At 65.3% G+C, this 26,393-nt stretch carries 24 protein-coding genes, 1 tRNA gene, 1 pseudogene and 1 other annotated feature; of the genes and pseudogenes, 18 read left to right on the top strand and 8 right to left on the bottom strand.

Features of this window, described 5'->3' with window-relative positions:
- Positions 1–197 precede the first annotated feature (197 nt).
- Both BMZ25_RS08735 and BMZ25_RS08730 read right to left on the bottom strand, forming a co-directional pair.
- Positions 198–2,051: a heavy metal translocating P-type ATPase gene (locus BMZ25_RS08735; protein ID WP_092692092.1), complete on the bottom strand. Its 1,854-nt coding sequence runs from the start codon at positions 2,049–2,051 to the stop codon at positions 198–200.
- A 317-nt stretch (positions 2,052–2,368) separates the two neighbouring features.
- Entirely contained in the window at positions 2,369–2,920 is a 552-nt protein-coding gene (locus tag BMZ25_RS08730; protein WP_177190424.1) for a superoxide dismutase family protein, read from the bottom strand.
- Positions 2,921–3,035: 115 nt separating this feature from the next.
- On the opposite strand from BMZ25_RS08730, the gene BMZ25_RS08725 reads away from it, so the two are divergent.
- A tRNA-Arg gene (locus BMZ25_RS08725) sits at positions 3,036–3,112 on the top strand.
- Positions 3,113–3,320: 208 nt separating this feature from the next.
- On the opposite strand, the gene BMZ25_RS08720 is transcribed toward BMZ25_RS08725, so the two are convergent.
- Together BMZ25_RS08720 and BMZ25_RS08715 are read right to left on the bottom strand one after the other, a co-directional pair.
- On the bottom strand, positions 3,321–5,165 hold the full coding sequence (locus tag BMZ25_RS08720) for a TniQ family protein (RefSeq protein WP_092692087.1): 1,845 nt from the start codon (positions 5,163–5,165) through the stop codon (positions 3,321–3,323).
- 267 nt (positions 5,166–5,432) lie between these two features.
- Entirely contained in the window at positions 5,433–5,834 is a 402-nt protein-coding gene (locus tag BMZ25_RS08715; protein WP_143071507.1) for a hypothetical protein, read from the bottom strand.
- Positions 5,835–5,910: 76 nt separating this feature from the next.
- On the opposite strand from BMZ25_RS08715, the gene BMZ25_RS20440 reads away from it, so the two are divergent.
- Positions 5,911–6,381, top strand: a complete 471-nt coding sequence (locus BMZ25_RS20440) for a hypothetical protein (protein WP_143071506.1) — start codon at positions 5,911–5,913, stop codon at positions 6,379–6,381.
- A gap of 62 nt (positions 6,382–6,443) precedes the next feature.
- Here BMZ25_RS20440 and BMZ25_RS08710 read toward each other — a convergent pair whose 3' ends face one another.
- Together BMZ25_RS08710 and BMZ25_RS08705 are read right to left on the bottom strand one after the other, a co-directional pair.
- On the bottom strand, positions 6,444–6,782 hold the full coding sequence (locus BMZ25_RS08710) for a hypothetical protein (RefSeq protein WP_092692077.1): 339 nt from the start codon (positions 6,780–6,782) through the stop codon (positions 6,444–6,446).
- Between the two features lie 583 nt (positions 6,783–7,365).
- On the bottom strand, positions 7,366–8,391 hold the full coding sequence (locus BMZ25_RS08705) for a hypothetical protein (protein ID WP_092692075.1): 1,026 nt from the start codon (positions 8,389–8,391) through the stop codon (positions 7,366–7,368).
- A gap of 1,803 nt (positions 8,392–10,194) precedes the next feature.
- On the opposite strand from BMZ25_RS08705, the gene BMZ25_RS08695 reads away from it, so the two are divergent.
- The 10 genes and pseudogenes from BMZ25_RS08695 to BMZ25_RS08650 all read left to right on the top strand — a co-directional run bounded on the left by BMZ25_RS08695 (position 10,195) and on the right by BMZ25_RS08650 (position 19,677).
- A complete protein-coding gene (locus BMZ25_RS08695; protein ID WP_092692069.1) occupies positions 10,195–11,277 on the top strand; it encodes an IS5 family transposase in 1,083 nt (360 codons plus the stop codon).
- 423 nt (positions 11,278–11,700) lie between these two features.
- Positions 11,701–12,351 carry a sulfotransferase family protein gene (locus BMZ25_RS08690; RefSeq protein ID WP_092692066.1) on the top strand — a complete coding sequence of 217 codons (651 nt, stop codon included), beginning with the start codon at positions 11,701–11,703 and terminating at the stop codon, positions 12,349–12,351.
- Positions 12,352–12,560: 209 nt separating this feature from the next.
- Positions 12,561–12,618: a sequence feature (sul1 is cis-regulatory element that is thought to sense ions involved in sulfur or methionine metabolism; They are found in Alphaproteobacteria), on the top strand.
- Positions 12,619–12,684: 66 nt separating this feature from the next.
- A complete protein-coding gene (locus BMZ25_RS08685) occupies positions 12,685–14,166 on the top strand; it encodes a SulP family inorganic anion transporter (RefSeq protein ID WP_092692063.1) in 1,482 nt (493 codons plus the stop codon).
- Positions 14,167–14,179: 13 nt separating this feature from the next.
- Positions 14,180–15,031, top strand: a complete 852-nt coding sequence (locus BMZ25_RS08680) for a universal stress protein (RefSeq protein ID WP_092692060.1) — start codon at positions 14,180–14,182, stop codon at positions 15,029–15,031.
- Positions 15,032–15,149: 118 nt separating this feature from the next.
- The gene (locus BMZ25_RS08675) at positions 15,150–15,830 is read left to right on the top strand and encodes a Crp/Fnr family transcriptional regulator (RefSeq protein ID WP_092692058.1); all 681 of its coding nucleotides are present in this window, start codon (positions 15,150–15,152) and stop codon (positions 15,828–15,830) included.
- A gap of 74 nt (positions 15,831–15,904) precedes the next feature.
- Positions 15,905–16,117: pseudogene (locus BMZ25_RS08670) on the top strand (YgaP-like transmembrane domain).
- A 142-nt stretch (positions 16,118–16,259) separates the two neighbouring features.
- The gene (locus BMZ25_RS08665; RefSeq protein ID WP_092692055.1) at positions 16,260–18,005 is read left to right on the top strand and encodes a SulP family inorganic anion transporter; all 1,746 of its coding nucleotides are present in this window, start codon (positions 16,260–16,262) and stop codon (positions 18,003–18,005) included.
- 66 nt (positions 18,006–18,071) lie between these two features.
- Complete coding sequence (locus tag BMZ25_RS08660; protein ID WP_092692049.1) at positions 18,072–18,431, top strand: rhodanese-like domain-containing protein; 360 nt, start codon at positions 18,072–18,074, stop codon at positions 18,429–18,431.
- Positions 18,432–18,433: 2 nt separating this feature from the next.
- Entirely contained in the window at positions 18,434–19,039 is a 606-nt protein-coding gene (locus BMZ25_RS08655) for a class I SAM-dependent methyltransferase (RefSeq protein ID WP_092692045.1), read from the top strand.
- Positions 19,040–19,122: 83 nt separating this feature from the next.
- Positions 19,123–19,677: a L,D-transpeptidase gene (locus tag BMZ25_RS08650; protein WP_092692042.1), complete on the top strand. Its 555-nt coding sequence runs from the start codon at positions 19,123–19,125 to the stop codon at positions 19,675–19,677.
- 50 nt (positions 19,678–19,727) lie between these two features.
- Here the strand turns inward: BMZ25_RS08650 and BMZ25_RS08645 are convergent, their stop codons facing one another.
- A complete protein-coding gene (locus BMZ25_RS08645) occupies positions 19,728–20,036 on the bottom strand; it encodes an ArsR/SmtB family transcription factor (RefSeq protein ID WP_235859826.1) in 309 nt (102 codons plus the stop codon).
- A 98-nt stretch (positions 20,037–20,134) separates the two neighbouring features.
- Between BMZ25_RS08645 and BMZ25_RS08640 the strand changes: the two genes are divergently transcribed.
- Genes BMZ25_RS08640 through BMZ25_RS08630 form a run of 3 tightly spaced genes read left to right on the top strand, consistent with a single transcriptional unit; the run spans position 20,135 to position 21,945 of the window.
- Positions 20,135–20,587 (top strand): YeeE/YedE family protein, encoded by a 453-nt coding sequence (locus BMZ25_RS08640; RefSeq protein ID WP_092692039.1) that lies wholly within the window; start codon positions 20,135–20,137, stop codon positions 20,585–20,587.
- 12 nt (positions 20,588–20,599) lie between these two features.
- A complete protein-coding gene (locus BMZ25_RS08635) occupies positions 20,600–21,040 on the top strand; it encodes a DUF6691 family protein (protein ID WP_092692036.1) in 441 nt (146 codons plus the stop codon).
- The gene (locus BMZ25_RS08630) at positions 21,037–21,945 is read left to right on the top strand and encodes an MBL fold metallo-hydrolase (protein ID WP_092692032.1); all 909 of its coding nucleotides are present in this window, start codon (positions 21,037–21,039) and stop codon (positions 21,943–21,945) included. The genes BMZ25_RS08635 and BMZ25_RS08630 overlap by 4 nt, the downstream gene beginning before the upstream one ends.
- A gap of 5 nt (positions 21,946–21,950) precedes the next feature.
- On the opposite strand, the gene BMZ25_RS08625 is transcribed toward BMZ25_RS08630, so the two are convergent.
- Positions 21,951–23,099 (bottom strand): ROK family transcriptional regulator, encoded by a 1,149-nt coding sequence (locus BMZ25_RS08625; RefSeq protein WP_092692482.1) that lies wholly within the window; start codon positions 23,097–23,099, stop codon positions 21,951–21,953.
- Between the two features lie 330 nt (positions 23,100–23,429).
- On the opposite strand from BMZ25_RS08625, the gene BMZ25_RS08620 reads away from it, so the two are divergent.
- From BMZ25_RS08620 to BMZ25_RS08610, 3 genes are all read left to right on the top strand, one after another.
- Positions 23,430–24,401, top strand: a complete 972-nt coding sequence (locus tag BMZ25_RS08620; RefSeq protein ID WP_092692479.1) for a sugar ABC transporter substrate-binding protein — start codon at positions 23,430–23,432, stop codon at positions 24,399–24,401.
- Positions 24,402–24,470: 69 nt separating this feature from the next.
- Positions 24,471–25,529 (top strand): ABC transporter permease, encoded by a 1,059-nt coding sequence (locus BMZ25_RS08615; RefSeq protein ID WP_092692027.1) that lies wholly within the window; start codon positions 24,471–24,473, stop codon positions 25,527–25,529.
- A complete protein-coding gene (locus BMZ25_RS08610; protein ID WP_218142525.1) occupies positions 25,526–26,302 on the top strand; it encodes an ATP-binding cassette domain-containing protein in 777 nt (258 codons plus the stop codon). Before BMZ25_RS08615 ends, BMZ25_RS08610 begins: the two co-directional genes overlap by 4 nt.
- The last annotated feature ends 91 nt before the right edge of the window (positions 26,303–26,393 follow it).

Genomic DNA, 26,393 nt, shown 5'->3' with positions numbered 1-26,393 from the left:
GGGTGCGCTTGGAGGCGACCAAGGCGACGCAGAGTTTCGGGATCGACCGCCATCTTTCGGGCGTCGACGCGCCCACGCCCTTAGGCGACCGATGATCACCGAACCCCAGGCGCATTGTGGACGTGGCGGGCGCCCGCCACGTTAGCGCGAACCACGCTCGCAGCCTTGCGCTCCCTCTCCAGCCCAGGAGAGGGCCGTCACGATGGAGCGGGAGCGGGAGCGGTGCTCGGCGTGATCCATAGGGCGCGCAGGGCGTTGAGAATGACGGCAACGTCGATCGCCTCCTGCAGGAGCGCGCCCTGCACCGGCGTCAGGTATCCCAGCGCGGCGGCGATCATGCCCGCCACCGACAGGCCAAGCCCGGCCGCCACGCTCTGCAGGGCGATCCGCCGGCACCCCCGCGCGATCTCGAGCCCGGGGACGAGGCGGTGCAGATCGTCGACCAGCAGCACCACGTCCGCCGCCTCGGCCGATGCCGCCGCGCCGCGCGCACCCATGGCGACGCCGACATCGGCAGCGGCGAGGGCAGGGGCGTCGTTCACCCCGTCGCCGACCATCATCACCGGGCCGCGCGTGCGCTCGGTCAGGATCAGCAGGACCTTGCGGTCGGGCGTCAGCTCGGCGTGCACGGCGTCGAGGGCCAGGCCTTCGGTGATCTCGCGGGCCACCTCGCGCCGGTCGCCGGTGGCCAGCACGATCCGCGGAATGCCAAGCCGCCGGATGTTGGCCAGGAACTGCGCCGTCCCGCTGCGCAGGGTGTCGGCCATCACCAGCCGCCCGGCGAGGCGCCCGTCGACTGCCACGGCGACCACCGCGGTCCCGACCGCGGGCGGCGCCGGCGGGGAGTCCGGGGCCTGCGTCAGCCGGCGGGTCACGTAGGCGGTGCCGCCGATACTGACACTGCGCCCCGCGACCGTGCCACTCACCCCTTCGCCCGGCGAGTCGACCACGTCTTCGGGTGCGGGCAGCGGCAACCCCCGCTCTTGCGCGGCCGCGACGATGGCCTGCGCGACGGGGTGCTTAGACGCCTGATCCAGCGCGGCGGCGTGGTGCAGCAGGTCGTCCTCTGCCATGCCGCCGAAGCTCTCGATGGTCACGATCCGGGGCGTGCCGCCGGTCAGGGTGCCGGTCTTGTCCAGCACGAGCGTCGCGATCCCGGCCAGCGACTCGAGCGGTCGCGCGCCCTTGATCAGCACCCCGAAATGCGCCGCCCGCGACAGCCCGGCGGCCCAGGTCACCGGCACGGCGAGGATCAGCGGGCAGGGCGTCGCCACCACCAGCACCGCGACGGCGCGGATGGGGTCGCCCGCGCCCCACCACGCCAGCCCCGCGAGGAACAGTGTCGCCGCGAGGAAGAGAAGAGAGAAGCGATCGGCGAGGCGCGACATGGACGCCTTCGAGCGCTGGGCATCCTCGACGAGCCGGACGATTCCGGCATAGGTGCTCTCGCGCGCCGGCCGCGACGCACACAGGTCGAACATCTCGCCCGCGTTTGTCGCGCCGCTCATCACCTCGTCGCCCCGGTCGCGCCGGACGGGCATCGACTCGCCGGTCAGGGCCGACTGGTCGAGCAGTGCCGTGTCCGAGCCGAGCGTCCCGTCCACCGGCGCGACATCGCCCCGCCGGATCAGCAGGCGGTCGCCCGGCGCGATGTCGTCGAGCGGCACCTCTTCGAGCGCCCCGTTCCGGTGCCGTGTCGCGGTCCGGGGCACGCGCGACAGCAGCGCCCGCATCTCGCGTCGCGCCCGTCCCTCGGCGAAGGCTTCGAGGAAGGTTCCCCCCGAATACATCACGGCGACCACGGCCGCCGCGAGCGCCTCTCCGAAGGCGAGCGCCGCGGTCATCGACAGCGCCGCGACGATGTCCAGCCCGACCTCGCCGCGCCTGATGCTGCGGGCGATCTCGACCATGAGCGCGGCCAGCACCGGCAGGACGCCCACCCAGTAGCCGACCGGCGCCGCCGAGTCCTGCCCCGCGAAACGCAGACCGAGCCCGAGGCCGAGGCCGGCGAGCGCGATGGACAGCAGGGCGATGTTCACACCGTATCTCAAAGGACGCCCCCTGCCATCCCGACCCGGCCCGCGCCCGCCGGCCGGGTCCGTCGGGCAGTATAGCCGTGTCCGGGCGGGCTTTGGTATACGCCGCGATTGTCGTCCTGTCCGGCCCGGGCCGGAGCCGCAGGTGAGAGACAGTGCCGATCCGGGCACATGACCCCAACTGTCGCCCGATCAGTCTTTCGGAGCCCTGATGCAACGCTTCAATACTGTCGCGTATGAATCTGAAATGAATAAGTTTCAGTCTGGGCTGTTCAAACAGAAAAGGGGCGCCGACGGGCGCCCCTCCTTGTGCCACTGTCTGCGGTTGGGCGTTACATCTCCGTCTGTTCGAAGACGCCGCAGCCGATGCGGTCGCCGGCATCGCCGGCCGGCTGGCTCATGTAGTCGTCCTCGCCGTCATGCATGATGAAGGCGGCGCCGTCGTCGTCGAGGATGTGGTCGTCGAGATCGAGGCGCATGTTGAAATATTCGACATCGACGATGCCGTTTTCGCCGACCACGACATTCGGCAGATCGCCCGGATGCGGGCCGTTGGCCGACATCACGCCGTGCTCGGCATCGCCGGCAACGTGACCGCCGGCCGAGGTGAAGTCGTCCGCGCTGCAATCGCCGGTCTCGTGCAGGTGAACGCCATGGGTGCCGCTCGGCACGTTTTCCAGCGCCAGTTGGACGGTCACGGCGCCCGACGCGGTCTCGTGCAGCGACGCGGTGCCCAGCATGTTGCCGTCACGATCGCTGACCGAGGCCTCGACCGAGCGCATCTCCTGCTCGGCGGTTTCGGTGGAGGCGCCGTCGTCCTGGGCGATGGCGCCGGTCGCGGCCAGCCCGAAGCCGAGAGCTGCGGTGGCGAGAGGCTTGAACATGGTAGTGCTCCTTGCTCTGTGGATTGTCCCGAAAACACGTCCCGCCGATCCGTTGTTCCGCGCACCTTGCCTTTCGCGGCCGTGCGCGCGACAACGTGACCGCGGCGCAAGGCCCGGTCCCATAGCTCAACCGGATAGAGCAGCTGACTTCTAATCAGCAGGTTGGGGGTTCGAGTCCTCCTGGGATCGCCACGCTTGCCGCGCTTGCCAAGGGGGCATATGAGTGCGCAAAATGGCGGTTTTTCGTGCGCACCCGTGTCAAGAGAATTTTCTCAGACTCGCAAGAATTCGTTTACGTTATTGATATTACGTATTTTTCATCTGATTGCCGTTGCCAGCGGAATTATGGAGTCATCGGAGTGATGATCGAACCTTCGCTGACCGGATCGTCGGAGAGGCGCTACCCAAGCGCCGCGATCGCCTCGGCACGCAAGAAGACCGGCCCGAAATCCTGATCGCCTGGGGCGAAGCGGGCGACTTGGGATGCCTTGAGCAGGCTCTTCAGGGTGTTGCGATGGTGGCCCGTCTCATCGGACAGCGTCGTCAGCGTCACGAACCGTTCATGGAAGACCGCAATATCTCGGGCCGACAGCCAGTATTGCTGCCGTCCTGTCTTGGGGTTCGTTTGCTGAGCGGCCGGAGTGTGGCCCGCTTCGATCAATGAGATGAAATTTCCATGATCGCGCAGCCCGACGGAGCGGCCGAATTCTGCGGCGATCATCATCCCGGGCGGCCCTTTTTCGACGACGGTCTTTTGTCGGGACTGCGAGGCGCGAAGACTATCAACATCAGATTTTCTGACGACAAGTCCATGCAGGCCGCGCACCCCGGCCCGCGTCCCGAGGGCAAGGCGTTTGCTGTGAATGGCGTCGACCTGGTACCGCAAGCTCAGGCCGGTCCGATTGCGGGCGAGCAGAAGGGTCTCCCAGCGGTTGTCGTTTTTCGTAACCGGCAACGCCTCCTGGTAAAGGTCCGCGACAAATTTGGCTCCATCAGGAATTCGCCACGGACTCTTCACCTTGGCAACCCGCGTGCGCGGAACCAGGATATTTTCCCTTTCGAAGGCTTCCAGTTCCATTTTGGTCGCGCCGATGGCCTCGCGCATGGTGATCGACCCGACAAGGGTCGGGATTTCTGATAGAAGATCGGCGTATGTCCTTGCATCGAACAAGCGGCGACGCTGGGGGCGGTCATCATCGTCGGAAAGCGCACCGGCCTCGACCAGGAAGTGTTCAAGGACCCCGGGGCCAATGCCCGTCTCTTGTGATGCTGTGGTAAGTGAGTGCAGGCGGCGCTCTTCGACAACTTCCCCGAGAAGGTCTTTTCCACCAGCGATCGGCCAGTGATCAAGTATCAGGTCCCGTAGAAGACGCCTGTAGGGGCCGAACCCTTTTTCTTCGACGTATTCATGATTGAGACGCGAAAACAGCGCCCCGTAGGCTTTCCTGGGTTCGGCTTCACAGGCGCGCGCAATCCTTGCCAAGGTTTCACGCACGGCATGCTCACCCTGTTTGGCGATCTCGAAGCCTGCGGCATGGTGCGCGCCGGCAGGCAGATCATCCTCGGCAGCTTTGTCGTGAAGAATGGTCTGGCCCAGAAGGCGGCAGAACGTGGTTGCGGCAAACAGCGAACGCCCGGAGAACCAGGTGTCGTCCCGGCCATCCTGAAGACGACCGTCGAGCCAGATGTCATAGGGCGTGGGCGCCACCTCTGGCAGGTCATGCCTGCCTGCAAGGATCGCGCTTCCGATCTCGGACAGGCGCGATGCGATATCGTATCGCTCCCTCGGGTTATCGGACGTCCAGAGCTTTACCAGCAGGTGGTTGTGCCGCAGGCAGACGTTGGCCTCCCGCATCTGCCAATCGCCGCGCATCACCATGGCTGCGGTTGTCGGACCGTCCGATTGCATTGCGTCTTCACGCAGGCAGACGGGACACGCTCGCACCACCGGATTGCGAAGCGCGCGGGACACGAAGATCTCTCCGCAAAACATCAACCGCACGTTCCCTGCCCGAACTCCGGTCCAGGAAAGCATGTTTTCCAACTGTGTTGGATCGAGGTCGGCCCACACTGCGAGGGCGTCGAACGCCTCTGGGTCCTGGGCGAGGAGCCGCTTGAACGATGTCCCCATGTCGTTTGTGATCTCGACGACGTCTGTGTCCCAGGTCGCGGCGAGGCGGGAAAGATAAGAGAATACCGTCTCTCGCGGCGCTGGCGGAGGATTGGAAATCGGTAAAAGGGTCATGTTCCGAAAGATCGGTTCGGTGAATTCCGGGATGGCTTGCCTTGATGGGCGTCGGGAGTCTTCTGACTGAAATAGATACCAGCCGCACACGCCATCGCATAGCCCGTCTGCCGCCCCGGAAAGACGATACGTCGTCGGTTCAAGTCAGCAGCGTCTTGTATTGGCCCCAAGGGTAGCAAGGGGGCTTCACGAGCAGGTGCCATTCCCGATGCATCAATTCGGGTATGGCCGTCGACCACCAGTGTCGAGGCGGTCAACGGCTGTCTGTCACTCCGGCGCCGCCGCCGCCTTGATGGCTGATTCAATCCGCCCGTATGCGCGCAGTGCCTCATGCCTCGAATGATGGCCATCACAGTGCTGGTGACCGTAAATATCTGCGCGCGTATCTTCGATCGTGTAGCCGAGCGCGAGGAACGCCCGATGCGCCGCCTCGGACAGCTGCGCCGGGTGCCTTGGCGCGGTCATGACAGTGACACCGGCCATTTCCCGACCGACATGGATGTAGTGCCGATCGACGTAAACGCGGACACCAGACAGGCCATACTTTTCGACGAGCCAGAGCGTTACGTCGCAGATGTCCTGCTCCATCCCGAACCGATCGGGATAGACGCTCAGGCGGCGCTTGCGCGCCGCCTGAAGGGCACAGCGTGCCGCGGCTTCGGTCGGCATGACGGAACCGCACGAGGAACTCGCTGACGCGCGCGTCATGCCAGCGCGTCATGTCGGAAGCCGGCAGACCGCGTTCATGACCGATCCGATCGAGCGACGATGGCGTCTGGTCGGCCAGGACGCGCTGGATGTCCTGCAGCGCGCCCTCGACGGCATCGGCATCCGGTATCGGCTGCCCGAAGGCGCCGTGCAGGTCGCAGAGCGCGGCGAACCCGCTTGGATCGTCGAGCGCGTCGAGCAGGTCGCAGAGACTCGCGCCGTGACGGCGGAGGTGCTGCTCCGCCGCGTAGGCGGCGCCGAGACGCGCCTCCGCGGTGTCGAGGGTGTTCGTGTTGAGCATGATGATCTCCCTTTCATGCAGTGGCGGAAACGGTGCTGTGGTGCCTATTCTTCGGCTTCATGGTCCGTGCATCGCGGGAGATGGGTCGGGGGCAGCAGGGTTCTTTCGGATGAGCGCGGATTAGCGCAAAGGCTGGTCTTCGGTGCCGGCAACAACGAAATTGGTCGTTCTTCTGGACGAGGAAGAAGAAATCTGCCGGTCACGTGATTTTCTTTTCCGTTTCTTGCCCGCACCGCCGGGCGCAATTCGCGGCGGTGCGGTGGGCGATCTTATGCTGCGCGCTCGTCTGAGACTGGGACGACCCCCGCCGCGCTCAGTGCATCGTCCAGACCATCGGCGAGCAGGCAGATCTCCGGCACGATGGGATCGTTCGGCTCCAGCATCGCGAAGCAGCCAGCGTCGTTCCATTCCTCATCGTGAACATGATCCAGGAACAGCACACTACGCAGCTCGGCGAGCAGGCGTTGCACACGGCGCGTCATCCGACCAGGCTGGTCGAGGCCCTCGCGAATGGCATTGACCAGCCGCGCACCGCGCCGCCCCGCCAGCAGGACGGCCGCATGGCTGAGCGCTTCGTCGTGCCCGGATAGAAACGCCCGCAGCGCCATTTATCCGGTCGGAATGACGCGACTCTCCGCGCCTTGATTTAATTTCGTGTGAAACATGGATCCTCCTTTGGTTTCGTGGTCCCGGGTTTCGTCCCGGGGGTCAGGATGGGTCGGAGGTCCGTGTTCATTGCCCGCTGCGGTGTCTGGCGCCTGTTCAGAGAGAGGGCGCGAGACAGAGGCCGGGGGAATATGCGTTTCCTTTCGTCGGGTTGCCGCGCTGTCTGCGCCTTCGGATGCAAGGGACATTGGCCGAAGCTGTCGAGGGCGAAGCCTATTCCGCAAGATTTCCTGAGAAAGATACGTTCAGTCCGGCCGCCCGGTCCCGCGGAACAGGACCAGGCGCGCCATTAGACGCTTCCGAGGATATCGACTGACGACTCGAGACTACGCGGTTTTCCGCAGCTTCGCCTTGGCCATGTACCGAGTTGAAAAAAGGCATGGGACGCGCTGTGACAACGCTACTCTAAGCATCGAAAGGTATCAAAACTTTGAGGGAGCGATCGGCCCACAGCCGACATTGAGCGCAATCCAAAATGCTGCGCTCGCGTCCTGCACTGCGGACCTCCGCTCGGCTAAGCGCCAACTACATGCGCGCAGATGCTTGAAGAACCTCGATCAAACGCCGGAATTCGACGTCATCAGATGCGCCCTTCCAGAAATTTGCGAAACGGCAGACAACCTGAAGATTGCCGGGCTCATAGTGTCCGCTGCTATCGATGCGGTCCAAGGAAGCGAACATCGCAGAATCGCCGTTTGCTTCGTCCAACTCCAGCGTAAGGCCCGTCAGTTCGCAGCAGTATTCCTGCGCTTCCATGAGTTCCTTGATGTAGTCCTGAAGAGCTACTGCCGAGGCGAACCGGAGGTCCTTCTTCTTCAAGACACGTTCGACCTTTTGACCGTTTGCTGAATTCGCCGTGTTAACCGCAGTGTGGGCCATACGCTCGGCAGCGCCAGCAGCATCGAAGATTTCCGAAGCCCGTTGGTATGCGATCTTGTCTGCCTGCGACCCATACTTGATCGGGGCATAGCCCTTCTTGGCGCTTTCGTTGCGTTTCGACCAAAGGGGACTGGAGTGCCATCCGCTAAGGTCGTCTCCGCCGATCAGCGCCAATGTGTAGTCACGATACGAGGGGCTGAGAGATTGTAGCGTCGCTTCGGTAGACAAGAAGTCTTTCGCCTTGGGGTGAAGTTCATTCCACTTCAGTGGAATGCCTTTCTTCGACTGGTTCGACCAAGGCTCACAGGGCTTGTGGCAAATCACGACTTCGCGCCCGCGTGCGATGGGTTCTTTCTTCGATTCGAAGGAAGGCGCGTCATTCTTGGATGTAGTCCACCAAAGTTCGTCTCCGTCCTTGTGAACCCAAACATCGCCCGAAGTCTCTGCGACAGTGGTCATCAAGTTGAACCAGCGTGAGGCTGTCGCCTTCGTCGGTTTCTTTCCTGTCGCAGTGGTATCGTTAGCCATCCGGCTTGACACATAACCCTCGCGGTCATTCGCTTGCCAATACCTCTGGGCGTCGAGAGCATTCATGGTTGCGACTGTTCCACGCTCCCGACATACCGGCCACTCGTAGTTCTGACGACCGAAATTTGCGATGTAGACCTTCATCGAAACCTATTTTGCTCCATTGATTTTCTCCCTTAGTCTTACAGACTTGGATAGCCATCGCGAGAATGGCTCCAAGAGTATGACGGTATCACACTACCTGTGGCACCACTATCCTAAAGGGAAAGGCGGCCCACAGCCGACATTGTGGTGGCTCTCGGATGCTGCAACGCGGCTTTGTCGGAGCGGCCGTATGTGTTCAGCTTCTCAAATGGAAGAAACTTGGTGAGCCGGGTCAAGCATCGCGCCTCTGGGTGGTTGCATACGCGGCAAAACGCATGCCATGATAGAAATGCTGGACTTATTTCAGGAGGAGACGCAATAGAACAACAGCTTCGAGAACTTTTGGATCGGTTCCTTGAGATCCATGGGGTGCATGGGGTCGTGCCTGCGCCAATTCCACTTCAATTCAAAGCTGCCCCACATACGCGACCAGGCCCCTTACGACATGAACGCGGAGTGTACCTGTTCTTTCGAGATCAGGAGTGGCTAAGAATTGGTCAAACCGGGTACTCTCCACGGTTTACCAGTCAACACTACGGCACGAGGCGAGCAGGAAGCACTTTTGCGAGGGATATCTGGACTAATAGAAACGATTTTGGGTTCGATGGCGCTGAAGAGCAAGTAGGTGATTGGATATTTCAGAACATCGGGCGAGCGAACATTCGAATTCCGGATCAACATGGCGATGCCATGACCCTATTGCTCGAAGCGTTTCTACACGTCCACCTCAACCCACGTTTCGAGGGGCGCCGCTGAAGGTCGAGGGTTTAGGCCGGCTCGGCCCACTCCGGACGTTACCCAGACTCCCATCGCTGCCGGCTGGCTTCACCAGACCGGCCGTTCTCCCACGACGTTGCATTACTCGCGGGCGAGTGCCCGCAGTGCGGTGTCCCGGCCGTTCGCTGCGCGGGTTTACGCAAGATCCAAGCTGGCCATCGCGGCGACTGTTTCATCGTCAGCCGGATAGAATGCCTCGATCGTCACTTCAGACAAGGTGACATCGACAGCGGTCCCGAAGACTGTCGAAGTGCTGATGAATGACAGTGGTCCGTTGGTGCTCTTCAGTCGAAGGGGAACCGCGATACTGTGAGTTCTTACCGCCGTGCGCTTCTGCTTCGCGGGAGCGGGACACGGCATCGCGGCCAGTTCGGCCCCCAGAGCGGCAAGGCGAGCGTCAGCCGTCATCTTGAACCGCCCCGGGTTTGCCGGAGGCTCCAACTCTTGAGTAGACTGGAGCCATCATGAGCAAGACGACGAACAAGTTTTCCCCTGAGGTCCGCGAGCGAGCGGTTCGTGGAAGTCACCCCGACCGATGAAGGCGTCCGTGTGTTCCAAGGAGTTTGGTTCAACTCCGATGAACTTCAGGAGCTGCGAGAGAAACATGCTATCCGGGGCAAGGTGAGGGTCTTTGTCGATCCAGATGACATGAACCTCGCAACGGTCATCCTGCCCATGGTCAAGGAGCCCGTTGAAGTCCGACTTCAGATTACGGCCTTCGCCGATATGACTTTGCCGGAAATTCTGCGGCTCATGGCGGATATGCGACGCGAAGATCCTTCGACCACAGAGTTTCATGAAGACCAGGTCATGCGAACGCGATTGCACCGGCAAGAACGAAGTAGGGCGATCGGCGTCGAGCATAATCTCTCGCGGAGTTATTCGACCATCGATGAATGCAAGGCGATGGGGCGAGCAGCGTTCGCCGGGTCCCTGACCATTCGGCAGGAAACTGGACGGCTCCGAAAACCTCGCGCTGAACGTCGGATCGTGATTCACTGCGCCCGAGGGCGTAGGAGGCAGGCGATGACGGGACAGATGGGATTCTGGTCTATCACGGATCGGCTGGCGGAGATCTCGGCGCAGGGTGATCCGCTAGAGACACTCGCGGCGACAGTGGACTTCGAGATCTTCCGACCGGTCCTGGAGAAGGCCCTCGGCCGCCCGCCAAGCTGGAAGGGTGGCCGTCCGTCCTTCGATCCCGTTCTGAAGTTCCGGATGCTGGTCCTGCAATCGCTGCACGGGCTCTCGCTGGAGCAGACCGAATACCTGACGCGCGACCGGCTGTCCTGGATGCGGTTCTGCCAGCTCGGGCCGGAGAGCCGTGTGCCCGACGCCAATACGCTCTGGGACTTCCGAGAAGCACTGATCGCGGCTGGCGCGCTGGACGAATTGTTCGCACGCCTCGACCGCGCGATCACGGCGGCGGGCTACCTGCCGCGCGGGGGTCAGATCATCGATGCCAGCCTCATCGCGGCGCCGCGGCAGCGGAATACGGACGGCGAGAAGGCCCAGATCAAGGCGGGCAAGACGGCGGACGACATCTGGCCGGACAAGCCTGCGAAAGCGCGGCAGAAGGACGTCGATGGCCGTTGGACCGTCAAGTATTCCAAGGCGAAAGCACGCGCCGACGGCACGAAGCCAGTCGATATCGCGATCCCGGTCTACGGCTACAAGAGCCATATCTCCATCGACCGGATGCACGGGCTGATCCGCTGCCAGACGGTGACCGATGCTGCCTGCCACGATGGCGGACAACTCCGCGAGGGGCTGATCGCGCAGACCAACACGTCGAGGTCGGTCTGGGCCGACAGCGCCTACCGCTCGGCGGAGAATGAGGAGTGGCTGGAGGCGCGGGGCATGCTCAGCCGCATCCATCGCCGCAAGCCGAGAGGCCGGCCGATGCCGAAGCGCACCTGCCGTGTCAATGCCGCGAAATCCGCGGTCCGATCCAAGGTCGAGCACGTCTTCGCCCACCAGAAGGCGCGCATGGGCATGACCATAAGGACCATCGGGCTGGCCCGTGCGCGGGCGGCGATCACCATGGCGAACCTCGCCTACAACATGACCCGCTGGCGGTGGCTCAACAGCCGACCTGCGTCCGCCTGACGCGAATTACCCTCTGAGCCGCCGAAACGGGCCCTGGAACCGGCACATGGCCGTTCGTCAGGTCGGCATTCTGGCTATGGGCGGCTCGAACCGCCGCTGCGAGCCGGTATTCGGAGGTGTCCACGCTTTTAGTCGCAGTGCGCACGCTTTTGCCCTTGCCGACCGAGGTGGTTCCGATTTACCTCATATTTACAATGCCATACGAGAGGCGCGCCTTGCGCGAATCAGTCCGGTGCGCATTCATATGCCCCGTTGGCAGCGCTGCGACGGAGCCGCGGCCCGAGCAACGTGGGGCTGTCCCCCGATGCCGGCAGTCCGGGATGTCCAGACAAGCCAGCGCGGCTCGGCTGGCGGCGCCTTGCATGCACAGCTTCACAACAGTACAAGAAATCGTTTCGTTTTATACTTTGAAGGCAGCGAGTGATGGAGCGGAAGGCGACCGCGGTCTTTTTTGAAAGCCCCGAGTCTCGGGAAAACCCGAAGAAAACCGTGCACATCTTCGGCGTCATGCGCGGCGGTACCACGTCGGTTGCAGGTGTGGTCAACATGCTCGGCGTGCATCTTGGCGATACCGTGGGGAACAACCTGGAGGACCGTCGTTTCTACGGCCCCGAAAACCTACCGCTCATGCCGGGGCACATCGAAGAGAGCAATTCCGCGAGGGACGTGTGGGGCTGGAAATTCCCCCATTCTATCGAATACTTAGAAGACATACTTCCGCTGCTGCGAAACCCGCGCCTGATCCTCGTGACCCGAGACGCGGGCGCCGTGTATCTGGGGATGCAGCGGCGGAACGACTGGCCGCCGGAGCGTGCCGTCTTCATGTCCTTCAACCGGGCCAAGCGCAATTTCGAGTTCTTCAAGAGGCACCGGCTGCCGACCCTCATCGTCAGCTATGAAAAGCTGCTGCTCCATCCTCGCAGCACCGTTTGCGAGATCGCCGACTACCTGGCGGTCGACGTCGACGAGGAGACGATGAAGCATTGTCTCGAATGGGTCGAACCGGAGAGCTACAAGAAGACGGCGACCCATGCCGATCTGGCGAGGCTCGTCGGGCAGAAGCTCGACAAGTGATCGCCCTACCGCGCGGATCCGTCGGTCCCGTTCGCCGCTGACCTCCTGCGGCCCGTCTGCGCTCTCGTCCCGGTGGCGTCTGTCTGTGCACCCCGCCCACGAAGTCGCGCAATCGCGAGGCACCCCCGGTCCGGGCCGTCCGCGGGGATGCCGGGAACGGGGAGATGCGTTGCAGTTCGGGGCGGGGCCGAGTATCCGAGCGCCGATCGCAAGGACCCGGGTGCGATTCCCGGGTGGCTCTTCCGGCCGCCGATCCGCCGGACAACCGATAAGACCTGAGACGATAGCCGGTGCGCTGGAAATGACGCGGGCCGGAGAGGGACGAACAGTTCAATGACAATCAACGACTATCGGGCCCAATGGCTCGGCAATATCCGTGGCGACCTTCTGTCGGGGCTCGTGGTGGCCCTGGCGCTGATCCCCGAGGCCATCGCGTTCTCGATCATCGCAGGCGTCGATCCCAAGGTCGGGCTCTATGCCTCGTTCTCGATCGCGGTGATCACCGCCATCGCGGGCGGGCGGCCCGGCATGATTTCGGCCGCGACGGCGGCGACCGCCGTGCTGATGGTGACGCTCGTGCGGGATTACGGGCTGGAATACCTGCTGGCGACGACGGTTCTGGCCGGTCTGCTGCAGATCGCCGCCGGTTTCGCGCGGCTGGGGCAGCTGATGCGGTTCGTGTCGCGCTCGGTGATGACCGGGTTCGTGAACGCGCTGGCGATCCTGATCTTCATGGCGCAGATCCCCGAACTGGTGGGCGTGCCGTGGCTGACCTATCCGCTGGTCGCGGTGGCGCTGGGGATCATCTATCTCTTTCCCTACCTGACCCGAACGGTGCCGTCGCCTCTGGTGACGATCGTCGTGCTCACGGCCGTCGTGTCGCTGATGGGCTGGGAGGTGCGAACCGTGGGCGACATGGGCGCGCTGCCCGACTCGCTGCCGGTCTTCCTGATCCCGGACATTCCGCTGAACCTCGAGACGCTGACGATCATCCTGCCCTATTCGGTGGCGGTGGCGGTGGTCGGCCTGCTCGAAAGCCTGATGACCGAGAACATCGTCGACGACCTGACGGACACGCCCTCGGACCGGAACCAGGAGTGCATCGGCCAGGGCATCGCCAATACCGCCACCGGCTTCATCGGCGGCATGGCGGGCTGCGCCATGATCGGCCAGTCGATGATCAACGTGAAATCCGGCGGGCGTGGGCGGCTGTCGTGCTTTGCGGCCGGGGTGTTCCTGCTGTTCCTCGTGGTGGTGCTGGGTGACCTGGTGGCGCAGATCCCGATGGCGGCGCTCGTCGCGGTGATGATCATGGTGTCGATCGGCACGTTCTCGTGGTCGTCGATCAAGGATCTCAGGACGCATCCCCGGTCGTCCTCGGTGGTGATGCTCGCGACTGTCGTGGTGGTGGTCTACACCCACAACCTCGCCATCGGCGTGCTCGTCGGCGTGTTGCTGTCGGGGCTGTTCTTTGCGGCCAAGATCGCACAGCTCTTCCGCGTCACCTCGACCCTGTCCGACGACGGACGCGTGCGCACCTACCACGTCGAGGGGCAGCTCTTCTTCGCCTCGGCCGAGGACTTCATGGCGGCGTTCGACTTCAAGGAAGCGGCCGACCGCGTGGTCATCGACGTGAGCCGCGCGCATATCTGGGACATCTCTTCGGTTGCCGCGCTCGACATGGCCGTGCTCAAGTTCCGCAGAGACGGGTCAGAGGTCGAGATCGTCGGCATGAACGAGGCGTCCGAAACCATCGTCGACAGGCTTGCCGAGCATGACAAGCCTGGTGCGATGGACAAGCTGATGGCGCATTGAGGGAGGAGACGCCATGACCGAGAAACTCATCGCGCTGGTGGACGGCTCCACCTATTCGAAAAGCGTCTGCGACCATGCCGCGTGGATCGCTGAACGCACCGGCCTGTCGGTCGAGCTGATGCACGTGCTGGGCCGGCGCGAGGGCGGGGCGGGGTCGGACCTGTCCGGCTCCATCGCGCTCGGGGCGCGCAGTTCGCTCCTGCAGGAATTGTCGAGCCTGGACGAGCAGCGGGCCAAGCTGGTCGTCCACCGGGGCCGGGCGATCCTGGAGGACGCCAAGGTGCTGCTCGACGAGGCCGGGGTGAAGGCGACCGAACATCTCCGGCACGGCGATCTCGTCGAGGCCATCTCCGAGAAGGAGGCGGGCGCCGAGATGATCCTGATCGGCAAGCGCGGCGAGGCCGTCGATTTTGCCAAGGGGCATCTCGGCTCCAACCTCGAGCGGGTGATGCGCGTCGCGCGCAAGCCGCTGTTCGTCGCCTCGCGCGCCTTCCGCTCGATCAACCGTGTGCTCGTCGCCTATGACGGCAGCGCCAGTGCCATGCGCGCGGTCGACTATGTCGCGCGCAGCCGGATCTATGCGGGTCTGTCGGTCACGGTCGTGACGGCAGGCTCCGAGACCGAGAGCGTGAAGAAGGGGCTGGCCGACGCCAAGGCCATGCTGTCTGCAGCGGGGCTCGAGACCGAGACGCAGATCCTGTCCGGTCAGCCCGAAGAGGCGCTCGGCAAGCTCATCGAGGATGCCGGATTCGATCACATGGTGATGGGCGCCTCGGGCCACTCGCGGCTCCGGTCGCTGTTCGTGGGCTCGACCAGCCTCGAGATGATCCGGACCTGCAAGGTGCCGATCCTGCTGGTGCGCTAGGCGCCGGCCCGCGCCGCGCGAGATGACCCGCGCGGCGCCTGACGCCGGTGTCCCCTTTCGGGCGTCCGTCGGCTATCATCACGAACGAGGCGGGGTGGCACGCATAGGGGCGGGGCCGATGAGCACGGTGACGGAGAACTGGATCGATCGGTTCGAGGGGCTCAAGCGCCTGCCGCCAGACCTTCGCGCTGCGCTGGTGCAGGGCAGCGACATCGTCAGCGTGCCAGCGGGGACGCAAATATTCGCGCCCGGCCAGTCGGCGGACAACCTGCTGCTTCTGCTCGACGGCACCGTCCGGGTTCAGCAGCGCTCCAGCACCGGGCGCGAGGTCTTTCTATACCGCGTCCATGCGGGCGAGAGCTGCGTTCTGACCACCGCCTGCATGCTGGCCTTCGAGGAGTACGCCGCCGACGGCATCGCCGAGACCGACGTGCGCGCGGTGGCCATCCCCCGCGCAACCTTCGACGATCTGGCCGGTCGCTCGCCCGTGTTCCGCGCGTTCGTGTTCAAGGCCTATTCCCGCCGCATCACCGATCTCTTCACCCTGATCGACGACATCGTGTTTCAGCGCATGGACGTGCGCCTGGCCGCGCGCCTGCTGGAACTGGCGGATTCGGGCGGCGTCGTACACGCCACCCACCAGATGCTCGCGAGCGAACTGGGAACCGCGCGCGAGGTCGTCTCGCGCACCCTGTCCGAGTTCCATCGCCGGGGCTGGATCGAGCAGGCGCGCGGCGAGGTCCACCTGACGGGCCGCGAGGGGCTGGAGCGTCTGGCGAGATCTTCCGGCGCAGTGTGACGATGTCACCGTCCCGCCACGCCATCTCGTGAGAGAAGAGGTCATCGCAAATTCTCCATCGAGGAGTGAGAGAGATGACCGTGAACATGGGTAAGGTGGACCGGGGCGTGAGAGTGCTCGTGGCCGTCTTGTTGGTCGCGCTGGCCTTTGCCGTGCCGGCGCTGATGGCGGGGTAGCTGCACTGGCTCTTGCTTGTCGTGGCGGCAGTGCTGCTGGTGACGTCCCTACTCGGCAATTGCCCGGCCTATTCTGTCCTGGGCATCCGCACCTGCCGAACGCGCGTATGACGGCCCGGAGGCGGCGACATCCTCGCGCGGACCGCTGCCGCGGGCTATGACGGGAACGGAGGCGCCCGCCGTCTCGACAAGGATGGCCGGACCTGATCGGCCGGCTGCGCCCGTCCGTGATCGAACGAAGTAAAGGTTTCAGATGTCCGCACGTCTTGCCCGTTATCTGCCGATCCTCGACTGGGGTCGCGGGTACGGCCGGCATGCCCTGACGAACGATCTGATCGCGGCGGTGATCGTGACGATCATGCTGATCCCGCAATCGCTTGCCTACGCGCTCTTGGCGGGGTTGCCGCCGCAGGCGGGGCTCTATGCCTCGATCGTGCCGATCCTGCTCTACGCCGTTTTCGGGACGAGCCGCGCGCTGGCCGTGGGGCCGGTGGCGGTGGTCTCGTTGCTGACGGCGTCCGCGGTGGGGCAGGTGGCCGAGCAGGGAACGGCGGGTTATGCCGTGGCGGCGCTGACGCTGGCGCTGCTCTCGGGCGGGTTCCTGCTGCTGCTGGGTGTGCTGCGGCTGGGCTTCCTCGCCAACTTCCTCAGCCACCCGGTGATCGCGGGCTTCATCACCGCCTCGGGCGTGCTGATCGCCACGAGCCAGTTCAAGCACCTGCTTGGGGTTGATGCCGGGGGGCACACACTTATCGAGATGGTGCGCGAACTCGCCACGCATCTGGATGACACCAGCGGCCTCACGCTGCTGATCGGTGCCGGGGCGACCGCGTTCCTGTTCTGGGTTCGCAAGGGCCTGAAGCCGTTGCTGCGGCGGTTGGGGGCGGGGCCGTTGGTCGCTGACATCGCCACCAAGGCAGGGCCGGTCGCCGCGGTCGTCGTCACCACGCTGGCGGTGTTCGGTTTCGGGCTGGCCGATCAGGGGGTCGCCATCGTGGGCGATGTGCCTCAGAGCCTGCCGCCGCTGACGATGCCGGGGTTGGCGCCGGACCTGCTCCGGCAGCTGGTGCTGCCGGCGATCCTGATCTCGATCATCGGCTTCGTGGAGTCGATCTCGGTCGCGCAGACGCTGGCGGCCAAGAAGCGGCAGCGGATCGATCCGGACCAGGAACTGATCGGTCTCGGCGCCGCCAACCTCGGCGCCGCCTTCACCGGCGGCTATCCGGTCACGGGCGGCTTCGCGCGGTCCGTCGTCAACTTCGACGCGGGCGCCGAGACGCCAGCCGCGGGGGCCTTCACCGCCATCGGGCTGGCGATCGCGGCGCTGGCGCTGACGCCGCTGGTCTATTTCCTGCCGAAGGCGACGCTGGCGGCGACGATCATCGTGGCGGTGCTGAGCCTCATCGACCTGTCGATTCTGAAGAACACGTGGCGCTACTCGCGGTCGGACTTCGCGGCGGTGGCGGCGACGATCACGCTGACGCTGGCGCTCGGCGTCGAGATCGGCGTCGCCTCGGGTGTGATCCTTTCGATCGTGCTGCACCTCTACAAGACGTCGCAGCCGCACGTCGCCGAGGTCGGGCTGGTGCCCGGAACGCATCATTTCCGCAACATCCACCGCCACGACGTGACCACCGACCCGCGCATGCTGACCCTGCGGGTCGACGAGAGCCTCTATTTCGTCAACGCGCGCTTCCTCGAGGATCTGATCCAGCGCCGGGTCAGCGAGACGCGCGAGCTGCGCCATGTCGTCCTGATGTGCTCGGCGGTGAACGAGATCGACTATTCCGCGCTCGAAAGCCTCGAGGCGGTGAACCAGCGGCTGCGCGAGGTCGGGATCGGCCTGCACCTGTCCGAGGTGAAGGGCCCGGTGATGGACCGGCTGAAGACCACGCATTTCCTGAAGGACCTGAACGGCGAGGTGTTCCTCGCGCAGTACGATGCCTGGTGCCGGCTGACGGGAAAGGGCGAGGATGATCGTGCGTCGGCCGCCGAATGACACGGAACGCGGCGGCGTCCTCGAAGGTTCGCCCCGTGACAGACACCACCTTGCAAGGAGCCCAACATGGCCGAAGTCGAGAACTGGACTCCCGAGACGGTCAAGGCCGCGCTCGACGCCGGCGAAATCGTCCTGATCGACGTGCGGACGCCCCCTGAATACATGATGGAGCATATCGACGGCGCCTTCCTGATGCCGATGGCGTTCTTCCGCGCGCACGCGCTGCCGACCCAGGACGGCAAGCGCATCGTGCTGCATTGCGGCTCGGGCGCCCGGTCTGGAAAGGTGGCCGCCGCCGCGCTGGACGCCGGGGTCACGCCGCTGGCGCATATGGAGGGCGGCTTCGGCGCCTGGAAACAGGCGGGCCTGCCCTATACCGGCACCGAGATGGCCACCGGCGCGCCCGTCGCCGTGAACCGCGGCTAGGCATGGACTGGGACGCACGCTTTTCCAGTCCGGACTTCGTGTTCGGGACCGAGCCGGCGGCCTTTCTCCGTCGCCATGCGGGACGCTTCGCGGCGCCGTCGCGAATCCTCGCGGTCGCGGACGGCGAGGGGCGCAATTCCGTGTGGCTGGCCGAGCAGGGGCACGACGTCACCGCGTGGGACGGGTCGGCCAACGCCATCGCCAAGGCGTGCGGCCTTGCCGAGGCGCGTGGCGTGACGGTCGATTTCCACGTCGCCGACGCCGAGAGCTATCCGTGGCCCGAGGCGGCGTTCGACGCGGTCGTGGGGGTCTTCATCCAGTTCGCAGGGCCCGACCCGCGAGACGCGATGTTCGCGGGCATGATCCACGCCACCCGGCCCGGCGGCCACGTACTGCTGCACGGCTACACGCCGAAACAGCTGGAGTTCGGTACCGGCGGTCCGCCCCGTGTCGAGAACCTCTATACCGAGGAGATGCTGCGCGCAGCCTTCGCCCCGTATGGTGAGATCGAGGTGCTCGACAGCTACGAGGCCGACATTCGCGAAGGCGCAGGGCATGCGGGGCGTTCGGCCCTGATCGACCTCGTGCTGCGGCGCGAGGCGACGTGACGCGCTTCTTTAAACCTTAAGGTCGGGTTAAGCTCGGCCGACGAAATCCTGCCACAGAGCAGGACCGACACAAGGAGCAGGCAATGAGCAGACGGCTTTCGCGCCGCAACGTGCTGACGGCTGGGATCGGGGCGGCGGCCGGGCTGGCCGTGCCGACGCTGGCGGGCGCGGCCGAGGACGACCGGCGCAACGCGTCGAGCTTCCGGATGCACGACTGGCAGGACCACTTCGACAACCTCGGGGTTGCGACGATCGTGGCCGACACGACCTCGCGCGCGCTGCATTTCTGGAACGCCGACGGATCTGACTATCGCATCTATCCCACCTCGGTGCCGCGGTCCGACCAACTGACCAAGCGCGGCTATACCGAGATCGTGCGCAAGAAGGTCGGGCCGGACTGGACGCCGACGCAGTCGCAGAAGGAACGGTTCGGCTGGGAATACATGCCGCCGGGGCCGGACAATCCGCTGGGCACCCACGCGATGTATCTCGGCTGGCCGGCCTACCTGATCCACGGCACCCACGACACGCGCAAGATCGGGCGGCGGTCCTCGGACGGCTGCATCGGTCTCTACAACTTCGCCATCGAAGAGCTGTTCGGGCTCTGTCCCGTCGGCACGCAGGTCCGCGTGATCTGACCGGACCGCCTGCCGGTCGGCGCGCGAGGGTGCCGACCGCGCAGGAGCGTTCAACCGTCGCCGCAGAACGTGTCGTATAGCGCGGCCATGATCGCCCGGACCTCGGGGTCCTCGATGCGGTAATAGACCGTCTGGCCGGAGCGGCGCGTGCTCACCATGCCGGCGGCCCGCAGTTTCGCAAGATGCTGGCTCAGCGCCGATTGCCCCAGATCCAGCGTCTCCTGCAGCTTGCCGACCGAGCTTTCGCCCTCGGCCAGCCGGCAAAGGATCAGCAGGCGTCGCGGGTTGGCCAGCATGCCCAGCCGTTCGGCGACGTGATGGGCCTTTTCCTCCAGCGCTTCGATATTCCGCTCCGCCACGGGTGATGTCCTTGTATTAGCATTGACTAATTAAGTTGCGTCTAATATATGCCCCATGAACGCGGCATGTGCAACCCCGCCGGGGTCTGGAGAGGAAGATGGAGCTGTCCACCGTCACGCAATTCACGCCCTGGCTCTCGCTCGGCGGCGGCATCCTGATCGGCCTCAGCGCCGTGATGGTCATGGTCCTGTTCGGCCGGATTGCCGGCATTGCCGGGATCTCGAACGGCGTCATCGGCGCCGTCGTCCCGATGAGCGGGGCGCCGGGCGACCGGGGGTGGCGCGTCGCCTTCGTCGCGGGCCTCGTCGCCGCGCCGTTGGCGCTGTGGCTGATCTCGGGCACGCCGCCCGAGCAGACGGTGTCCGGCGCCCTGCCGCCGATGGCGCTGGCCGGCCTGCTGGTCGGACTTGGCACGGCGCTGGGGTCGGGGTGCACCTCCGGCCACGGTGTCTGCGGCCTGGCGCGGCTGTCGCCCCGGTCGCTGGCCGCCGTCGCAACCTTCATGGTCGCCGCGGGTCTCACCGTCTTCGTCCTGCGCCACATCGTCTGAAAGGTGACGTCAATGCGCCCTCTGTTCGGATTTCTCTCGGGCCTCGTGTTCGGTGTGGGATTGGTGGTCTCGGGCATGTCGAACCCGGCGAAGGTCCTGAACTTTCTCGACATTGCCGGGACATGGGACCCCAGCCTCGCCTTCGTCATGGCGGGGGCGGCGCTGACCACCTATGCCGGCTATCGCCTGGCCTGGCGGCGGTCCGCGCCGCTGCTGCACGTCGATTTCCAGCTGCCGACCGCACGCCAGATCGACGCCCCGCTTCTGACCGGCGCCGCGATCTTCGGCGTCGGCTGGGGCCTCGGGGGTTTCTGCCCCGGACCGGCCTGGACCGCGCTGCCTCTCATGGCGCCCGGCACGCTGGTCTTTCTGCCCGCGATGCTGATCGGCCTGTGGCTGGGATCGCACCTGCGCGGCGCCGGCTTTCCGACATTGAAAGGAGCGACACGATGACCGACAAGACCGCCCCGATCCGCCACTCGCCCTCGACCGGGCCGAACAGCCCGGACGTGTGGGGCATCTACGAACCCGACACGGGCTCGATCCAGTATGTCTGCGCCGATCTGGCGACAAGGCAGGCGGCGCTGATCGACGTGGTCTGGAATTTCGACCCGCAGAGCTATGCCACCAGCGAGGAGAGTCTCGAACAGGTGCTCGACCTCGTGACGCGCGAGGGGCTGGAGGTCGCGTGGATCCTCGACACACACCCCCACGCCGATCACTTCATGGCCTCGGCCCGCCTGAAGAACCGGCTGGGCGCGCCCACGGCCATCGGCGAAAAGGTCCGCGATATCGCGGGCCTGTGGCGCGACATCTATCACGCGCCCGATGCCTTCGATCCCGACCGGGACTTCGACCGGCTCTTCGCCGATGGCGAGACGTTCCGGCTGGGAGAGATGGATGTGCGGGTGATGCTCTCGCCTGGGCACACGCTGGGCTCGATCACCTATGTCTGCGGCGACGCGGCGTTCGTCCATGACACGCTGATGCATGTCGACGTGGGCACCGCGCGCTGCGACTTTCCCGGCGGGACGGCGGCGCAGCTGTGGCGGTCGATCGAGGACATCCTCGCGCTGCCGGCCGAGACGCGGTTGTTCGTCGGCCACGATTACGGCGCCGACGGGCGCGACGCGCCGGCCTGGGAGGCGGCCGTCGCGGAACATCGCGCGTCCAACCCGCATGTGAAGGAGGGCACGCGACGCGAAGACTGGATCGCCCTGCGCGAAGAACGGGACGCGACGCTGCCCTTGCCGGACCGGATGCTTGCCGCGCTACAGGTGAACCTCCGTGGCGGACGTCTGCCCGCGGCCGAGGCCGACGGACACCATTACCTCAAGCTGCCGGTCAACAAGTTCTGAGCCGCTCAGGACGCCTTCAGCAGGGCGTTCTGATCGACCAGGAAGCGCTCGGACAGCGGCAGGCTCGCCGCACCGAGCGCCCGCGCCTCCGGGCCGAGGGTGCCCGCCCGCAGCTCGGGCGGCGCCAGGCCCGAGGTGTCGAGCCGCGCCAGAACCTCTTGCGCCCGTTCGATCAGGCGGGCCCGCACGGCGATCGGCAGCCACCCGTCGATCAGCGCTGTGTCGAAGTCGATGACCGAGGCGGCGGCGACCGTGGCATGGGCCAGGCCGACGGCGGCGTCGTCCAGCCAGCGTGACACGACCGGGTTGTCGGCCTCCCACCCGTCGGGGGACTGCCACAGCGCGTTCGTCGACATCCCGGCGCGCAGCATGGCTTTCTCGAGCCCCGACAGCGACGCCACGTCGATCAGCTGCGCGAAGCCGCCCGTGCCGTCTGGCACCAGCATCGAGCCCACTGCGCCGGCGTTGCCCGTGGGGCCGGTATAGAGGCTGCCGTTCAGCACCACGCCGCCGCCGACGAAGAAGCCGATGTAGAAATACAGGAAATCACGTGGCTTCCTGCCGGAGCCGAAGATCAGCTCGGCCCCGCAGGCCGACGAGGCGTCGTTCTGAAGAAAGACCGGGAGGTCGCAGCGCGCGGCGATCTCGGACCGCACGTCGCTGTCGCGCCACGAGGCCATCGCGTCTTCGGGCACGCCGATGGCGCGGGCCCAGCTCCACAGATTGAACGGCATCGCGATGCCCAGCCCCGCCGCGCGCGCGCGCAGCGGCGGATCGAGAGAGGCGAGCAGCCGCTGCAGGGCGTCTTCGGCGAAGGCGACGGTGGCATCGGGTGTCGGGTAGGCGTGGATGCGATGCACCCGGCCCAGGATCTGCCCCAGGAAGTCGATCATCACCATCTCGACGCTGCGGCGACCGACCTTGAGCCCGAACGAGATCGCGCCCCGCGGCGCCAGGCGCATCGGGACCGAGGGCTGGCCGACCTTGCCGCGCAGGGGCGCGCACCGCTCGATCAGGCCCTCGCCCTCGAGCTTGCGCATGATGACCGAGACGGTCTGAGCCGACAGCCCGGTCATCCGGGCCAGCTCGGCCTTCGATTCCGGTCCGGCGGCACGGAGAATCGTCAGCACCAGGCGTTCGTTGTAAGCGCGCATCCCGGTCTGGTTCGACCCGCGGACGATGGCCTCGGTCGTGTGTCCGTCTGGGTCCGTCGAGTGCTGCACCACGATCTCCTCCGTGACGGAACTATGCGTCAGCGTGGGAGGTCGATCAATAATAATTCACTGAGATTTATTTATTGACAGAACGACCCGCTTTCGGCTTCGTTCTGGAAGAGAGGAGGCCCGCCGCGCCTTGCGGCCGGAACGCGACTGCGGGGCAAGGCGGCCTGCTTCTTGCACAATACGGGAGGAGTTAACGTGACTACCAAAGCCATTCTTCGCACGACGCTGGCCTGCGCCACGGCACTGGGGGCCTTCGCCGCGATGCCGGCGGCGGCGCAGGACGACGAGGTCAGCGCCTGTCTCATTACCAAGACCGACATCAACCCCTTCTTCGTCAAGATGAAGGAAGGCGCCACTGCCAAGGCCGAAGAGCTGGGCATCGACCTTTCGACCTTCGCCGGCCGCGTCGACGGCGACCACGAGACGCAGCAGCAGGCGATGGAAAGCTGCATCGCCTCGGGCGTCGACGGCATCCTGATCACCGCGTCCGACACCAAGGCGATCGTGCCGCTGGTCCGCCAGGCGCGTGACCAGGGCATCCTCGTCATCGCACTCGACACGCCGCTGCAACCCGCGGACGCCGCCGACGCGACATTCGCTACCGACAACTTCGAGGCCGGACGCCTGATCGGCGCCTGGGCGAAGGCCAAGCTGGGCGACGAGGCCGAGAATGCGAAGATCGCGTTCCTCGACCTCAACGAAAGCCAGCCGTCGGTCGGCGTACTGCGTGACCAGGGCTTCATGGAGGGCTTCGGCATCGACACCGCCGACGAGAACCAGTGGGGCGACGAGGACGACGACCGCATCGTCGGCCACGAGGCCACGCAGGGCAACGAAGAGGGTGGCCGCCGGGCGATGGAGAACCTTCTTCAGGTGAACCCGAACATCAACGTCGTCTACACCATCAACGAACCCGCCGCCGCCGGCGCCTACGAGGCGCTGAACGCCTTCGGCATGGCCGACCAGGTGATGATCACCTCGATCGATGGCGGTTGCCCCGGCGTCGAGAACGTCGAGCAGGGCATCATCGGCGCGACGGCGCAGCAGTATCCGCTGCAGATGGCGTCGCTAGGGATCGAGGCGATCGCGCAGTTCGCCGAGGACGGCAGCGTCCCCGAGCCGAGCGAGGGGCTGGATTTCTTCAACACCGGCGTGAACCTGGTGACCGACGACCCGGCCGAGGGCGTGCCCTCGATTTCGGTCGAAGAGGGGCTCGAGCGCTGCTGGGGCTGATCGCCCGCGATCGCACCTGTCCGGAGGCGGCGCCGCGCGCGCCGTCTCTGCCAAAGCCAGGAGGCTGACATGACTGATACGACCGGCGACGAGGGCCTGCCGCAGGACGACGACGGCGAGGTCGCCAAGTTCGAATACACCTCACGCGGACCCGTCGCGGTGGCGCAGCGGTTCTTGCACTCCTACCCGACGATGGTTCCGTTCATCGTCCTGCTGCTGTCCACGCTGGTGTTCGGCGTCATCGCCGACAACTTCTTCTCGGCGTTCAACCTGTCGCTCATCATGCAGCAGGTGGCCATCGTCGGCACGCTTGCGGCGGCCCAGAGCCTGATCATCCTGACCGCCGGCATCGACCTGTCGGTCGCCGCGGTGATGGTGATGATCTCGGTCATCATGGGCCAGCTGAGCGTCAATTTCGGAATCCCCACACCCATCGCGATCCTGCTAGGCATGGCCTGCGGTCTTGCCACCGGGGCGGTGAACGGCGCGCTCGTGACGCGCCTGCGCCTGCCGCCGTTCATCACCACGCTGGGCACCTGGAACGTCTTCCTGGCGCTGAACTACTACTTCTCGGGGCGCGAGACGATCCGCTCGCAGACGCTCGACGCCGAGGCGCCGCTGCTGAAACTCTTCGGCGTGCGGTTCGAGCTGGGCGGCGCTGTGCTGACCTGGGGCGTGGTGCTGATGATCGTGATCTTCGCCGTGCTCTGGTACCTGCTGCAGCACACCGCCTGGGGCCGCAAGGTCTATGCCGTGGGTGACGACAAGGAGGCCGCGGAACTGGCCGGGATCCAGGTGAACCGCATCCTGATGTCGGTCTATATGGTGGGCGGGTTCATCTGCGCGCTGGCCGCGTGGTCGTCCATCGGCCGGGTCGGGTCGGTGTCGCCCACGTCGTTCTTCGAGGCGAACCTGCAATCCATCACCGCGGTCGTGATCGGGGGTATCTCCCTGTTCGGCGGGCGCGGGTCGATCCTCGGGCCGCTTCTCGGGGCGATCATCGTCGGCGTGTTCAATTCGGGCCTTCGGCTCGCCGGGGTGGATGTGCTCTGGCAGCTGTTCGCGACCGGCTGGCTCATCATCATCGCGGTCGCCATCGACCAATGGATCAGAAAGGTGTCGGCATGACCCAGGAGCCCATCCTCACCGCGCGGGGCATCGTCAAGCGCTACGGCAGCGTCACCGCCCTGAACAACGCGGATTTCGACCTCTATCCAGGCGAGATCCTCGCCGTGATCGGGGACAACGGGGCCGGCAAGTCATCTCTGATCAAGGCGCTCTCGGGCGCCGTTCAGATCGACGACGGAGAGATGCGGCTGAACGGCGAGATCATCCGGTTCAACTCGCCGCTGGATGCACGGGATTCAGGGATCGAGACGGTCTATCAGACGCTCGCCCTGTCGCCGGCGCTGTCCATTGCGGACAACATGTTCGTCGGCCGCGAGATCCGGAAGAAGAACTTCATGGGCAAGTACTTCGGGATGCTCGACCACAAGGAAATGGAGCGTGTCGCCCGCCAGAAGCTGACCGAACTGGGCCTGATGACGGTGCAGAGCATCAACCAGGCGGTCGAGACCCTGTCGGGTGGCCAGCGGCAGGGCGTGGCCGTGGCGCGGGCCGCCGCGTTCGGCTCCAAGGTGGTGATCCTCGACGAGCCGACCGCAGCGCTCGGCGTGAAGGAGAGCCGTCGCGTGCTCGACCTCATCAAGCAGCTGCGCTCGCGCGGCATCCCGATCGTCCTGATCAGCCACAACATGCCCCACGTGTTCGAAGTGGCCGACCGTATCCACGTGCACCGGCTGGGCCGGCGGCTTTGCGTGATCGACCCCAAGACGAACACGATGAACGATGCCGTGGCGCTGATGACCGGAGCGAAGGAGCCCGAGTCGCAGGCCGCCTGAGCGGCGGACACATGGCCGACAAGGCCCGCGGCCGCCGGTCGCGGGCCTTTTTTTGTTCGCTGGCAGAGAGGGCGGCGTCACGTCGCAGCAT

This window comes from Tranquillimonas rosea, assembly GCF_900111315.1.
GTDB classification, from domain to species: Bacteria; Pseudomonadota; Alphaproteobacteria; order Rhodobacterales; family Rhodobacteraceae; genus Tranquillimonas; species Tranquillimonas rosea.
Note: the sequence above shows the minus strand (reverse complement) of the source record. Positions and strands in the feature narration are given on the sequence as shown.